Source organism: Vallitalea pronyensis (assembly GCF_018141445.1).
Lineage (GTDB): Bacteria > Bacillota > Clostridia > Lachnospirales > Vallitaleaceae > Vallitalea > Vallitalea pronyensis.
This window is the reverse complement of the sequence record NZ_CP058649.1, coordinates 4,764,933-4,780,021: the sequence shown is the minus strand read 5'-3', so window position 1 is coordinate 4,780,021 and position 15,089 is coordinate 4,764,933. Positions and strand designations below refer to the sequence as shown.

At 35.6% G+C, this 15,089-nt stretch carries 14 protein-coding genes and 1 other annotated feature (1 of these 15 only partly in view); of the genes, 12 read left to right on the top strand and 2 right to left on the bottom strand.

Features of this window, described 5'->3' with window-relative positions; translation table 11 throughout:
* Window positions 1-4 precede the first annotated feature (4 nt).
* A complete protein-coding gene (locus tag HZI73_RS19900; RefSeq protein WP_212695113.1) occupies window positions 5-1,780 on the bottom strand; it encodes a DAK2 domain-containing protein in 1,776 nt (591 codons plus the stop codon).
* A 266-nt stretch (window positions 1,781-2,046) separates the two neighbouring features.
* On the opposite strand from HZI73_RS19900, the gene HZI73_RS19895 reads away from it, so the two are divergent.
* The 9 genes from HZI73_RS19895 to HZI73_RS19855 all read left to right on the top strand — a co-directional run bounded on the left by HZI73_RS19895 (window position 2,047) and on the right by HZI73_RS19855 (window position 10,487).
* Window positions 2,047-3,036, top strand: coding sequence for an aromatic ring-hydroxylating dioxygenase subunit alpha (locus HZI73_RS19895; protein WP_212695112.1), 990 nt, complete (start codon window positions 2,047-2,049; stop codon window positions 3,034-3,036).
* 187 nt (window positions 3,037-3,223) lie between these two features.
* A complete protein-coding gene (locus HZI73_RS19890) occupies window positions 3,224-4,390 on the top strand; it encodes a Ger(x)C family spore germination protein (RefSeq protein ID WP_212695111.1) in 1,167 nt (388 codons plus the stop codon).
* A gap of 14 nt (window positions 4,391-4,404) precedes the next feature.
* Window positions 4,405-5,883 (top strand): spore germination protein, encoded by a 1,479-nt coding sequence (locus HZI73_RS19885; protein WP_212695110.1) that lies wholly within the window; start codon window positions 4,405-4,407, stop codon window positions 5,881-5,883.
* A gap of 34 nt (window positions 5,884-5,917) precedes the next feature.
* Window positions 5,918-6,145, top strand: coding sequence for a hypothetical protein (locus tag HZI73_RS19880; RefSeq protein ID WP_212695109.1), 228 nt, complete (start codon window positions 5,918-5,920; stop codon window positions 6,143-6,145).
* Between the two features lie 16 nt (window positions 6,146-6,161).
* Complete coding sequence (locus HZI73_RS19875; protein ID WP_212695108.1) at window positions 6,162-7,265, top strand: GerAB/ArcD/ProY family transporter; 1,104 nt, start codon at window positions 6,162-6,164, stop codon at window positions 7,263-7,265.
* Between the two features lie 28 nt (window positions 7,266-7,293).
* Window positions 7,294-8,400 (top strand): GerAB/ArcD/ProY family transporter, encoded by a 1,107-nt coding sequence (locus HZI73_RS19870; protein ID WP_212695107.1) that lies wholly within the window; start codon window positions 7,294-7,296, stop codon window positions 8,398-8,400.
* A 34-nt stretch (window positions 8,401-8,434) separates the two neighbouring features.
* On the top strand, window positions 8,435-9,526 hold the full coding sequence (locus tag HZI73_RS19865) for a GerAB/ArcD/ProY family transporter (protein WP_212695106.1): 1,092 nt from the start codon (window positions 8,435-8,437) through the stop codon (window positions 9,524-9,526).
* A gap of 119 nt (window positions 9,527-9,645) precedes the next feature.
* Window positions 9,646-10,107: a VanZ family protein gene (locus HZI73_RS19860; protein ID WP_212695105.1), complete on the top strand. Its 462-nt coding sequence runs from the start codon at window positions 9,646-9,648 to the stop codon at window positions 10,105-10,107.
* Between the two features lie 47 nt (window positions 10,108-10,154).
* The gene (locus HZI73_RS19855) at window positions 10,155-10,487 is read left to right on the top strand and encodes a DUF6142 family protein (RefSeq protein ID WP_212695104.1); all 333 of its coding nucleotides are present in this window, start codon (window positions 10,155-10,157) and stop codon (window positions 10,485-10,487) included.
* Window positions 10,488-11,114: 627 nt separating this feature from the next.
* Here the strand turns inward: HZI73_RS19855 and HZI73_RS19850 are convergent.
* Window positions 11,115-11,897 (bottom strand): ECF transporter S component, encoded by a 783-nt coding sequence (locus HZI73_RS19850; protein ID WP_212695103.1) that lies wholly within the window; start codon window positions 11,895-11,897, stop codon window positions 11,115-11,117.
* A 119-nt stretch (window positions 11,898-12,016) separates the two neighbouring features.
* Here HZI73_RS19850 and pdxR point away from each other — a divergent pair, with 119 nt between their 5' ends.
* The 3 genes from pdxR to HZI73_RS19835 all read left to right on the top strand — a co-directional run bounded on the left by pdxR (window position 12,017) and on the right by HZI73_RS19835 (window position 14,930).
* Window positions 12,017-13,423 (top strand): MocR-like pyridoxine biosynthesis transcription factor PdxR, encoded by a 1,407-nt coding sequence (gene pdxR / locus HZI73_RS19845; protein ID WP_212695102.1) that lies wholly within the window; start codon window positions 12,017-12,019, stop codon window positions 13,421-13,423.
* A 109-nt stretch (window positions 13,424-13,532) separates the two neighbouring features.
* Window positions 13,533-14,039: a response regulator gene (locus HZI73_RS19840; protein ID WP_212695101.1), complete on the top strand. Its 507-nt coding sequence runs from the start codon at window positions 13,533-13,535 to the stop codon at window positions 14,037-14,039.
* 204 nt (window positions 14,040-14,243) lie between these two features.
* Complete coding sequence (locus HZI73_RS19835; RefSeq protein WP_212695100.1) at window positions 14,244-14,930, top strand: Bax inhibitor-1/YccA family protein; 687 nt, start codon at window positions 14,244-14,246, stop codon at window positions 14,928-14,930.
* Between the two features lie 132 nt (window positions 14,931-15,062).
* Window positions 15,063-15,089 (top strand) — a binding site (T-box leader); it runs 318 nt beyond the window's last position.

Sequence of the window (15,089 nt, the reverse complement as noted above, 5' to 3'; positions counted from 1 at the left end):
GTTGCTATTTTGCTATATACGAAATGGCAATAGCACCTTGCCCTGCATTCATAGCAGTAATAGAAGATATTTCTTCAATGTAGAGTGCTTCTTTGCCTATAATCTCTTCAAATTTCTTAGCATACGCTTGAGCTCTGGTTAAGTCGTTGGCATGAACGATGGCGTATGCTTGAATGTCTACTTGCTTAATGTGTTTAATGAGCTTTTTTAAACAGCCTTTTTCACTAAAAGCGATACTGCCAATGGTTCCTTTGCCTTGGTCGTCAAGGGTAACAATGGGTTTCAAGTTGAAGAAATTAGCCAACTTACCTTGTTTTACACTCAAACGTCCAGATTTAATCATATTATCCAGTGTTTTAACACTTACGAGTATTTTACTTTTTTCAATGTTGTTTTCTAAGTCTTTCACAATGTCATCATGACTTTTTTGAGAACGAATAGCTTCAGCACATGCTCTAACCAATAAGCCTTGTGCACCTGAATTTTGCTTAGAATTCACAACGGATATTTTCTTATTTGTTTTTTCAAAGGTTTTAGCGACTTGGTGAATGATGTTATACGTACCGCTTAATTCTTTGGATACGGTAACAACAATAACTGATTGATAATAAGTAAGCAAAAAGGAAAACAAATGTTCAATGGTTTTATAGTTCGGTTGTGAAGAGGTCGGCAGTTCGCGATGATGATGCACATAATCCAATATTTTTTCATTTTTAATGGTGAGCTTATCAAAATAATTGGTATTCTCCATCAGTATATTAAGATTAATGACATGAATCTGATGTTCATCAATAAAGGACTGAGGTAAATCAGCGATGGAATCGGTAACCAATGCGATATCACTTTTTCTATTTTGTACCACATCTTTTTCTATTTTCATATCGTCTACTTTTTGAAACGTAATCCTTGATATCTTACCAAGTATATCAAATACTTTATAAGGTTCATCGGTATGTATATGTATTCTTGTCTTCCGTTTGTTACCAGCAATGATTAACGAATCACCTAAATGAGAAAGCTGGTATTTGATGGTATTGTGGTCTAAGGATTGACCTTCTATCATGGCTTCGGTACAATAACGGTAGAGGATTTCGGTATCATGATGATGAGGTTCTGCAAAGGCAATATCATCAAGGTTATCTTCCAAATCATCTAATTCTACATGTTCATGACCATTTTTTAAAAATTCCAAGAAACCTTTTATAAAGTAAACAAAACCTTTTGCACCAGAATCAACGACAGATGCTTTTTTTAAGACCTTTAACTGATTAGGTGTGTTTTTGAGTGACGTTTCCAGTTCTTTAAAAGAATGCGTAAGGAGTTCAATGAAGTCATTGGTTTTTTTATGCCATTCATGGAGGGCATCTGCCCATGCTTTGATGACCGTAATCATGGTACCTTCTGTGGGATTAGATATGGCATCATAGGCATATTGAACAGCGTTTTGATTAGCCACGGTGAAATTGTGTATGGTTAATGTTGAATTGTGTTCCATTTCACTGCTTAGACCGTTTAAGTATTGAGCAAAAATAATACCGGAGTTACCTCTAGCCCCACTTAAAGCGGCGTCCGCAATGGATTCTAATGTGACTTTAACGGAAGTATCCACTTGAGAGTCTTTAATAATGGAATGCATGGTTGAAAATAAGTTGCTGCCTGTATCCCCATCAGCAACAGGGAAAACATTTATTCTATTTAAAAGTGATTTATGTAACATAACTTCTTTTGCACCGGATAAATAAGCGTTGTACATTTTCTTACTGTTCATCATATTTAACATAAGCTGTCCCCCAATCTAGTTTATTAATATTAATTATTAAGTAATAGTACTTCTTATCTAATAATAACAGATAGTCGACAAAATATCAATCATTTCTTCAAAATATATTTTCCTAAATTTTGCAGGGTAGGGTTTAATATAAATAAACTATACAAACTACTTATTTTATAGTAATATGAAGCTATCGGATGTTTATGACATTTATAACAGATCTATTACCTACTTTTATATAGTTCTCATATAAAGCGTTTAGAAAGGGTGTTCGTATGATTCGTAATCAATGGTATGTCATCGCTTCATCTGACGAAATCAAGGAAAAACCAATCGGGATGAAAAGGTTCAATGAAAAACTTGTATTATGGCGCGATAAAGCAGGTAAGGTCGTGTGTTTATTTGATAAATGCTGTCATCGAGGGGTTGCACTAAGTAAAGGCAGTATTGTCCATGATCATCTTCAATGTCCATTTCATGGCTTGGCATTTGATGCAGAAGGAAAATGTGTGCTTGTGCCAGCCAATGGTAAGGAGGCAAGTGTTCCAAAGCATTATTTTGTGAATAAGTATACCACTCATGAAGCTCATGGCTTTATATGGATTTTCTGGGGTGATACAGACAAGATTCAATCGGAACCTTCCTTTTTCAATAATCTTTACGGTATGCATTATGCCACCAAGAAGGACCCTTGGAAAGCACATTACTCTCGTGTCATTGAGAATCAATTAGACTGTGCTCATGTCCCCTTCATCCATAAAAAGACCATAGGACGAGGTAATAAAACCATGGTGGATGGACCTAAGGTTGTCTGGAAAAAGGATGATCAATTTTATATGTATGTGTATAATAAACTGGATGATGGGTCACAACCTAAAAAGCCTAATGAATTAAAGGAGAAGCCAGAAGGCAGTCAGCGGTTAGAATTCATATTCCCTAATTTATGGCAGAATTACATTACTTCCAAAATGCGGATTGTTGGTGCATTTGTTCCAATCGATGATGAACATACCATACTTTATCTAAGATTTTATCAGAATTTCATTAATATACCCCTTATACGTCCTCTCGTTCATTGGCTATTTATGAAGTTTAATATCAAAGTAGCTCACGAGGACCGGAGAGTTGTTGAAACTCAGCGACCCATCATAAGCAGGTTAAACATAGGGGAAAAATTATTTCAGGCAGATTTACCTATTATTGAGTACAGAAAATTACGGGAACAACTTCTTAAAGAAGCGGATAAGAGTGCCGAAGTGAGTTAAGGATTGCAAAATTCTACATTTAATTTTTATATGCGAGCCGTTATATTCCAAGTGTGAATATATCGGCTCTTTTGGTGCATCCATCCTTATGGTCGTTTTAATAAAATAGAATAATACAAACATATTTTGGGATAATAGTAATAATTACGTAATAGCAAAATATTGGGCTATGGAGGATGAAGCGAACATGAACAAACGTGTAGTAGTGTGTTTACTCATAGCAGTAACTTGCTTGACAGGGTGTTGGAATTACCAAGAAATTGATGAAATAGAGATTGTGTTAGGTTTAGGACTCGATACAGAATATGAAGTGAACCAAAAACCCGATAACCAATATCGTCTTACATATGAAGTTGTTGGCATAGAAAGTAAAGAAGGTCAGCTTGAAAGTAAGGCTTCTGAAGATATTGGTGATACGGTATTCCAAGCTATTCGTAAGATCATAGAGAAAAATGGAAAAAGGGCTTATTTAAGTCATATAAAAGTTCTAGTTATTAGCGAAAAACTAGCCATGAAGGGTATAACAGAAATATTGGATTATACCATGCGTGATGCAGAGTATCGACCAGATGTGAATATCTTGGTAAGTAATAATGCAGATGCAGGACAACTATTCTTAAAAAAACCAAAGGATACGGTTGTGAGCATGGTGTTAAATGACGCTTTACAGAATCAGAAAAAGATAGGTACATTCGAATCCACTACGGTATGGAATGTAATCGAGAAAATATCTAAAAAGGGTTTTGAACCTGCAATACCCTTAGTAAACATGGAAGAGGTGGATGGGGAACAGACCCATAGAATCTCTGGAACAGCAGTGTTTAAAGGTGCCAATATGGTAGGGAAATTAACAGCCAAACAAACCTTATATTACTTATTCATTGATAATGAAATAGGCAATCAACCTTTATCCATGGAATATTCCTTTGGTGAAAATCAAAGACTGGGTCATGTATCCCTGGAAATACTTAAGAATTCAACGAAAATGACACCTGTTGTTGATGGGGATAGCCTTCTTATGAAGATAGATGTAAAGTGTGAGGTGGCTATTAGCGAACTAAGCTCTACAGATTTTGATATTCTAAGCGAAAAAGACCGAAAAGATTTGGAAGATGCTGCTGCCGAAGAGATAACGGAAGGGATTAATCAAGTCATTGAGCATGTACAAAAAGAGTATAATAGCGATATTTTCGGTTTTGGTGACCTGATTAAAAGAAATAGAAATAAGGTATGGAAAAAAATAGAGGACGATTGGGACGTACTGTTCCCTACGTTACCTGTTGACATACAAGTAGATGTTAAGATTAAGCGTTCAGCATTATCAGCAGAACCTATAAAAATAGATGAATTTTAGCTAGGAGTGATCAGATGAATAAAAAATCCAAACCCCTCAGCAAGATATTAAGCAAGAGTATTAAGTTATTTAAGGACGATTTTGTGGATGATGACAGCATTGTCTATCGTGAATTTGAAAATGAAAACAGTCGGAAAAAATTTTGCTTACTTTATGTAAAAGGCATGATTAATGATGAAGTCATGACAGAAAATATATTTAAACCCCTCATGAGTGAAAAGTTAAAAAAACATGAAAATAACCCTGATTTTGTGGAATATATCATCAATCGTATTACGACGGTGAATGAAGTGAAGAAATGCAGCGATTATACGCAATTGGTTGAGAATCTATATATTGGCAAAAGCATTTTACTCATCGATGGATTTGCAGATGCAGGTATTCTCAATACGTTGGAGTGGAAAACAAGGAATATTACAGAACCTATTTCAGAAACCATTATCAGGGGGCCAAGAGAAGGGTTCAATGAGGTGATCTATTCCAATCTTGCCCTCATTAGACGGCGGATCGTTAATAAAAATCTGAAATTTAAATTTCGAGAAATTGGGAATGTGACGAAGACCAAGATTTGTATATGCTATGTGGATGGCATCGTCAAAAAAGACATCATTAAAGAAGTTGAGAGAAGACTCGATAAAATAGATATTGATGGTATTTTAGACACGGGTTATATAGAAGAGTTTATCACAGATGAACCCATGTCTCTTTTTAAAACCCTTTACAGTACAGAACGGCCAGATACGGTTTGTGGCAAGTTATTAGAAGGGCGTGTTGCCATCATATGTAATGGGTCGCCAACGGCTATCACCGCACCTTTTTTATTTCTTGAATATTTTCAAGTGGATGAAGACTATTATCAAAATTACTATTTTGCTACATTTAATCGTTTATTAAGGTATTTATCATTTTTTCTTACAACCAGTGTACCCGCATTGTATATTGCCCTTATTAATTACCACCAAGAACTGGTACCAACACCGCTTTTACTGAGTATCTATGAAGCACGGCAAGGTATTCCGTTTCCTACATTTTTAGAAGCTCTGGTGATGATTATTATCTTTGAATTGATACGTGAGTCCGGCATTCGGATTTCCAAATACAGTGGTTCTGCTATTAGTATTGTTGGTGCCCTTGTTGTGGGTCAAGCAGCTGTTCAAGCCAGGTTAGTTAGCCAGCCTATGATCATCATCATCGGTATTACAGGTATATCCAATTTCTTATTGCCCAAAATGGCCAATGCAACCATATTTATCAGAATTGCTTTTGTATTATTAGCATCGTTCTTAGGGTTATACGGCTATATTTTTGGCGTGATTTATTTATACTTGCATCTATTCTCCATTCGAAGCTTTGGTATGCCCTATATGTTGGACATGAACTCTATTGAAGATTTATCAGGGGCTAAAGACAGCTATATTCGAGCACCCTGGTGGTATTTAGACATTCGAGGCAAGCTTATTTCCAAAAAAAGAAATCGAAAAAAATCCATATAATCTGTGACATGATGGATGAGAAAAAGGTGATTCAATGTATATACAAATAATAATTGTCATCCTTATATTTGCGTATATTGGGGTGACAGAAATTGTACCATTAGTCCGAAATAAAAAAACAAAGGAATTGGTCATATACGTTATCTTCTTTGGCACAACATTCATACTCAGTATACTCTACAGTGCAGGAGTCCCATTGCCACAGGTATCCAAGGGTCTTGATGCTGTAATTGGTACCTTATTCAATATCGAACCAAAATAGAAAATGTGGTGATCAGATGAAAAAGGAAATTCTGTCCAGTCGTCAAGGCATTAGTATGCTGATATTGTTTATATCTGGTAGTTCATTGGTGCTTGGTTCAGCACAAGCAGCAAAAAATGATATCTGGATTGCGTTAATAATTGGACTTACCGCAACTTTTTTAATTGTTTTCGTCTATATACGTATATTAAAACGGTTCCCAAATAAAAATTTATACGATATCCTGCTAGCTGTATTTGGTAAAATCATTGGTCGTTTCGTATGTGGTATATATATTCTCTATACCTTTTACCTTGCAGCTTTGGTTTTGGTGAATTTCACCATGTTTATAAGTGTCATTGGTCTGGAGTTCACACCTGTAGAGATTTTATCCTTCTGTGTTACAGTCCTTGTTATTATAGGTGTTAAAAAGGGAGTGGAGGTTCTGGGGAGATGGTCAGAATTTTTTATTCGTATTTTATATCCTATTCTCCTTATTATTATTCCATTTATGTTAGCCATGGTTGAAGTGAACAATTTAAAGCCTATCTTGGCAGATGGCATGAAGCCAGTTCTAGACGGTGCTTTGAGTGTTTTGGTTTTTCCATTCGCCGAAATTGTTATTTTTACCATGATTTTTGGTACAAAAGATGTTATTCGTCATCATAACATTAAGAAAGTTTTTTTATTGGGATTGTTATTAGGTGGTACTTTAATCATTATTACGGATATTGCAGCCTTTCTAACCTTAGGCGGGTTTGCTTATACAAGCAGCTATTTCCCCATTTACTCAGCTGTAAGCCGTATTAATGTCCATGATATTTTAGAACGTGTTGAGATTGTCATTGCGGTATCTTTTTTACTTGGTGGTTTTATTAAGATATCAGCCTGTGTATTAGCATGCAGTAATGGCCTTGCTGCTATAATGAATTTAAAAGATTATCGTTTATTGGTGACACCACTGGGATTATTGATTATGATTACTTCTTTGACAACGTTTCACAATATTATGGAGATGGTTACTGCCGTTATAACCTTTCAGTATTATGCGTTATTTTTTCAGATTATTTTACCCTTATTTGTATGGATTGCTTTAGAAATTAAGCTTTTGATACAAAAAAAGAAATCCATTCAAGCATGATGGATTTGGGTGTGGGAATGGTGAATCAATGAAAGATGTGATAACAAGTCGACAAGGGATGAGTATGATTATTATATTTATGGCTGATGCAATTGTTCTAGGAACAGCTAAAGAAGCAAAGTCGGATATATGGATAGCCATTTTATTGGGACTAGCCATTGTTATCATGCTTGCAACCTTATACAGCTGGATTCTATCAGCATATCCAGGTAAAAATCTATATGATATTTTAACAACCGTATTTGGTAAATGGGTGGGGAGTGTTCTTGGGGTATTGTATCTGGTATATGCATTGTATGTAGGGGCGCTGGTACTTGTAACCATGTCCTGCTTTGTTTGTACAGTGGGTCTTGTGTATACTCCTAATATAATTATTGCAGCTTTAATAACTGTTCTTATTATAGGATCCTTAAAAAAAGGCATTGAAGTCATGGGAAGATGGTCGGAGTTTTTTACTAGAATCATCATACCCATATCCATCGTCACCATCATTTTTATGTTTCCAATGGTTGAGGCCAATAATCTTCAACCCGTTTTAGCTAATGGGTGGCAGCCTATATTAGAAGGGGCTTATGGTGTTGTTGCATTTCCCTTTGCGGAGATTGTCGTATTCATGCTTATTTTCAGCACCAAATCTGTTAGGCACTTGAAAAATATCTATTATATTTTTATAGGTGGGTTGTTACTGGGTGGTTTATTTGTATTTTTAGCCCACGTGGTTGCTTTTAATGAATTAGGACAATTTTCTTATACCAGAAGTTATTTTCCCATATATGCAGCCATTAGCCGTATTAGTATTCACGATGTTCTTCAGCGAATAGAGATTATTGTAGCCGTAGGTTTTATCATAGGAGGATTTATGAAAGTTGCCCTTTATGTATTAGCTGGTTGTGAAGGTATCCGTAAAGTAATGAACCTTAAAGATTACCGTTTTGTGGTAACACCTATTAGTATTCTGGTCCTCATTGTGGGCATTACAACTTTTGATGATATGATGGATGTGGTCAATCATGTACCCTACTATAATGTGTTAGCTATTTTTATGCAAGTTATCTTACCCATCATCATAACCCTTGCTATTCTTATTCATCAAAAGCTCCAAAAACATCATAGTAAAAATAAAATGATAGGATAGTCGGCTATGATGGCGGTTAGAGGATGGTGAATATATGAAAAATGTAATAACAAATCGACAAGGAATGGGATTAATTGTATTGATCATGTCCGAAACACTGGTTCTTGGAGCAGCGAAAGAAGCAGAGTCAGATTTATGGATTGCACTCATATTAGCTTTAGGTGTGGGTGTGTTATTTGCATTGTTGTACAGTTGGATTTTATCGCAATATCCAGGTAAAAATTTGTATGATATTTTAGTTATTACCATGGGCAGATGGTTAGGAAGTATCATCGTATTATTCTATGTCTTATACAGTTTATATGTTAGTGCTTATATTCTGATCGATTTTGTTGTTTTCACAAACACAGTGGGTCTTGAAGCAACCCCTAATGTAATTATAGGTGCTATGGTCATGGTGCTTGTCATATCCGCATTAAAGAAAGGCATTGAAGTTATGGGCCGTTGGTCTGAGTATTTTGTGATATTTATATTGATTACGTCAGCAATCACTGTTATTTTAATGTTTCCCATGATAGAAGTAAATAACCTTAAACCTGTTTTGGCCAATGGGTGGGGACCTGTGTTGGAGTCGGCTTACGGTGCTATCACATTCCCATTTGCTGAAATCATCGTTTTTATGGTTATTTTAAATACCAAAATGATAAAAAAAGAGAAAGATATCTATCGTATCTTCGTTGGTGGCTTACTCATCGGGGGCATCTTCGTATCTGTCATGCTTGTGGTATCCTTTGTTGAACTTGGTCATTTTGCATACATGAGTAGTTATTTCCCTGTTTATGCGGCCATAAGTCGTATCAGTATTGGTGAAGTGTTACAGCGTATAGAAATTATACCAGCCATAGCTTTTATCATGGGAGATTTTATGAAAATTGCTTTGTATGTGTTAGTTGCTTGTGAAGGTGTTAAAAAACTTGCTTATGTCAAGAACTATAAATTTATCGTCACACCCATCTGCATTTTTGTACTGTTATTATCACTTACCATGTTTGACGATATCATGGATTCGATTAATCAATTAGCTAATTATAACTATATAGCTAACTTCATGCTGGGCATTATTCCTGCAACCCTTGCCATCATCACCGTCATTCGAACAAAGTTTCTTCACAAAAATACTTCATGAATAAATCCGTTGATGCCATTAAAATTTCTACACCCTATACTGGTTAATGTTAGGGTGGTGTGGTATAATAACACGTAGGTTTAAAAGTCAGATAGGCACAATAGAAGCTGGGGGTTTCAATGAGAACGAAGGATTCAAATATGAAGCATAAAGTATTTTTATTAATCGGTTATATATTATTTGCTCTTTACTTAATGTTATTAATAGATTTGTTATTTTTTGATGGCAGAAGTGGTGGTGTGAAAGACTATAATTTAGTACCCTTTAGAACCATTAAAAATTATATTAAATATCGCCATGTGATTATGAATGTCTCCATAACCAATATTGTAGGGAACATACTTGCTTTTATTCCATTAGGATTTTTTGTACCCACTTTGTGGCGATGGGCCAGGTGGATGATCATTACGACCATATTCTGTGGTTTGATGAGTTTTATTGTTGAAATCACGCAATATCGATATTCTGTAGGCCGTTTTGATGTGGATGATATTATTTTAAATACACTTGGTGGACTTATTGGCTATATGGTATATAAACTATGCAGGCTTTTCTATACCTGTTTCCTCAAGGGGACTTAGCTTACCACGATAAATAGTTCATATAATAAAAAGTAGGAAGATGAAAGATGGATGATAGAAAAATAACGTTACGGCTTAATAGCAAAAAACAATCAGGATTTGGTATCGTATCCTTTGTGCTGGGTATACTGGCGTGCATTCTGTTTCTAGCTGCTGTAAGTATGTCAGCCTTTGCAGACAGAGGTCATAAGGCAGTTGTTTACGGTATAGGTATTATGGGCATCTTAGGAACCCTTGTAAGTGTCATTGGTATCCTTCACGGCTTAATTGGTGAATCATCAAAAGATACCTTCAAGACATTTGCTCACATTGGGATAGGTATTAATCTAACCATGCTGATTATACATGGGTATATCATATACAGTGGGTATTTTAGTTAAGTGACGTATGTACATAGTGTTATTAAGTGTAAGCGATAAGGAATGATAGGATTTCTTATCGCTTTATTTGTTGTGGCGTCATTAGTAAAATTTTTTTTAGTGGGGAAATAGTGGCTAGGGGTAAGGTAATATAGTAGATTTAGCTTGCCTTTCCTTGGGGGGCGAGCCGGTCTGCGCTAAATCTACTATATTACCTTTGTTTTGTAGGCTAGAGGATATAGAAGCATATTGACACTAGTGGTTCGAGATAAATAAAATAGGTAATTTAATAGTTCATTAAAACTTAACATCAAAGGACTCTACCAAGATATTTAGAAAAGCCTATCACCAAAAGGAACAACTAATCAAAAAACACGTATGAGAGAAAATGGGGTATATAATAGGTTTAACGCAGACCGGCTAGCCCCCCAAGGAAAGGCAAGTTAAACCTATTATATACCCCTGGTCCTACCCAAAAACTCAAAAACTCCATAAAACTTGGTAAATAGTTTTGCATTACCCCTGGTACTATCTTAAACTTAAAAACTCAATAAAGCTTACAAAAGTAGTTTTCCATTATTGAACCCTTGGCACACCCTAAAACTCAAAACCCATAAAGCTTACCCAAAATCTTTTATATAATACCCTCTACTGAATAGCCTTCGCTTTCCGAAGCCCAGCAATCACAATTTCAGCAATCAATAAACCAACAACAAATTGCACCACATTCCATGGAATAGAAAAAATCGGTATAATATAATTGCCTATCATCAAATAATAGGCTATGTAATACCCAAATACCATGATAGTACCAGCAATCACAAAGCTAAACGTATAAGATGGTCTGAATTTTATATGATTATATTTGGCAATGATAAACGATGTCAGTAAAATACTCAAAGGAATAAGCAATGTCACCACTAATAATTGCATTTGAACTTTATCCGTCAATTGAAGTAATTCACCGTGGGATGAAACTTCTAACTCTTGTAAGACAAAGTCACTCACTTTAGAGGCATTTTTTACATCCTTTGTTAAGATATAGTGAAGAAACCCATTAAACCCAGCAAAACTACCTGCAAAAATAACCCCTAGAAGGGTGTACATGCCTTTTCGGTTTTTTTGGCTTACGCATAAGCCGATGATGGCACCCATAAGAATTTTTATGATGAGGGTTGGAAGAGCCCAGTGGGGGTATCCACCAAGTATATCAGCTAAAGCAGAGCCTACCCCTGCTGCAAAAGCACCACCTTTCCAACCTAAAAGTATAGCAGCAACAAATATCATACTGTCCCCAAGATGGACATAACCATTGGTAAATGGTACGGGCACCTTAAAAAACAGTGTAGCTATAAGCACAAGGGCTGTCATAAGTCCTGTATAGACTATTTTAATGAGCAAGCGGTCTGTGCCGTTATATTGTGTGTTCATTTGTAGAAATCACCTTGCCTTTTCACATTGTTTTATATATACTATAAGATATGAGTGGATATATTGAAAGTGACAGTTTAAGATAAAACAAAAGGGACAGTTTGGAAGGAGGAATATGGATGATGGACTTAATGCCAAATTTGGGTATGGAAAATGGGCAGCCACTCTATGTGCAGTTGTATCGGTATATCCGTGAGGAAATTATACAGGGACGGTTAGAACAAGATGAGAAACTACCCTCTATTAGACGACTATCCAAGAGTTTGGCCATTAGTCGAACAACCATAGAAAATGCTTATCAACAGTTGCTGGTTGAAGGATATCTCTATAGTTTACCTCAAAAAGGGTATTATGTGAGCGCTTTTGATAAAACATATGTCAATCACCAAGAAACCCAAGTAGTAGGTCATCCCCAAGCCCGTATAGAAGACTCTATTCAATACGACTTCAAAAATGAATACGTAGAGGTACATAATTTTGACTTTAATTTATGGCGAAAGTACATGAACAGGGTTCTTAATTATGATTCCCATAAACTCTATAAAGCCAATCACATTCAAGGAGAGGAAGAGCTAAGGCAGGAAATCGTCCGATACTTGAGACGTTCCCGAGGTGTAACAGCTGAACCTCATCAGATCATTGTCGGTAGTGGTGGACAGTATTTATTAAACATTCTCAGTACACTCCTTAAACAAATGCATATCAGAGAATGTGCCTTTGAAGACCCTGGCTTTAACCGAGCAAAGAATATATTTATCCACAATGATTTTAACATTGTACCAATACCTGTTGAAGCCCAAGGGCTTAATCTGGAAGTACTAAGACAATCACAAGCGAAACTGTGCTATGTAAGTCCTTCACACCAATTCCCAACAGGTATGGTCATGTCCATTGACCAAAGGATACAATTACTAAAATGGGCCAGTGACAATAAGGGCTACATCATTGAAGACGATTATAACAGTGAGTTAAGGTATTCCGGTAAACCAATACCTTCTATGCAAAGCTTTGACAAGGATAATCGTGTGATTTATTTGGGTTCTTTTTCCACGGTACTTGTACCAGCCATTCGCATTAGTTACATGATCTTACCCAACGGGCTGTTTGATTTATATCATCAGAACAAATACCGTTATACCCAAACCACATCAAAAACAGAGCAGTTAGCTTTAGCAACATTTATGGGAGAAGGTATGTTTGAAAAGCATATACGACGGCTGAAAAAAAATTATGCGAAAAAAAATGCAGCCATCATCCAAGCTGTAAGAACATACATGGATGAACACGTTACCATTGGTGGTATGGACTCAGGGTTACATTTGCTGCTAACCATCAAGACGTCACTTACGGAACAAGAAATTGTTAAAATGGCTTATCATAAGGCTATGCTGTTGTTTAGTATGTCCGAATACCGTATAGCACCTAGGGAAGATTCGAATCCCATTATGATTTTATCCTACCGTGGTATACCTTCTGAAAAAATTGACGAAGCCATTAAGTTGCTAAAAGAAATAACAATAAAATAAACCAATAATTTATCATAATTTGAAAAAATACCCTAATAATATGCCATTTAGTGTGCTATACTATATGTATGTGGGTAAAAAGAACTTTTATAAAATTGGAGCGATTAATATGGATAAAAGAGCACTTCTAGTTAACGATTCAAGATTTGAAAGTCTTATATTAAAAGATATGTTAAACGGTCTAGGCTATGATGTAGAATTGGCAGATGAATTTGATGCAATTTATGAAGCAGAACAATTTGAACCTCATCTTGTTATTGTGAATTATATTATGCGAAAAATCAAAGGTGATGAATTGATTAAAGATATCAAGAGCAGCATCCCTGAGAGCAAGTGTCTATTATCATCCAATGGAACTGTCAATAGAGAGCAGTTAGAAGATACGGTGGATGGTGTGCTTCATACACCCATTTCCATGTTTACATTGAAGGATAGTTTAAGAAGAATTGGTGAATATGAAGAAAAAATTAGTTTTCTAGATCAAGACCAACGCCAATCTAAAATGCTGCATTTTTGCCCTTATTGTGCAAGCAGTTTAAAGGGCTTTAGTGAAGAAATTGTATTTTGTCCTTACTGTGGAAAGTCCATGCAAGAAATACTCATTAAAAGCAATTAAGAAGTATCATGATGGGGTAGCTTACAGGGCTACCTTTTTGTGTAAGGACTAATCACATGCTTTCTATAGCCATGAAAGTTTGTATGGTCGAAAGGGACTTTATATGTTAAAATAATTAGAAGATAGTTCAGTATACCAATTAAAAGAATTTTGACGATACATATCATGTCTAGTTTTAGACATATTATACCTAGGAGGGATTATATGGAAGACCGCACTTTGTCCGTACAAGGACTTAATGCATTTTTATCAAAAGTATTTATGTGGATGTTCTTAGGACTTTTAACAACCGCCGCTACAGCTTATTTTGTAGCTGGATCGGATCAATTATTGAGTTTTGTGTACAGTAATCCAGTGATTTATATTGGTTTAATTGTATTTGAGTTTATCTTAGTTGTGGTAATTGGTAAGAATGCGCTGAAGTATACTTATCAGAAAACAGTATCCTTATTTTTATTATATTCTTTCATTAATGGAGTGACTTTATCCATCATTGTTAGATTGTATGCAGGGGAATCTGTATCAACTGCCTTTGTTATAACAGCAGCTCTTTTTGGTGTTATGGCATTATATGGTACTTTTACGAAAACGGACTTAACACCCTTTCGCTCATTCTTAATTATTGGTGTTGTAGGTATCATCATTGCTACCGTTGCTAACATGTTTATGGGTAGTAGTCAAATGAGCTATTATATCAGTATCGCAGGGGTTGTTATTTTTGCTGGTCTTACTGCTTATGATATGCAGAAAATGAAACAGTACTATGCTTATAGTGTCAGTGAAGGTGGTTCAAAAGAAGGCAATATCGCTGTGAGAGGTGCACTAACACTGTATTTGGATTTCATTAATCTATTTATTTTTGTATTACGGTTAGTAGGTAGAAGAAGATAAAGACCATATAGGGGCTAAATAGCCCCTTTATGATGTCACTTGGGTTTATACTTACAAGTGGATTGTTATGGAAAAATGATTTTACAGTTGACACGCTATTCTAGATGGTGTAAAATAACAGTAATTTAATAATTAAATTCGATGATTGAAAGTAGTAAG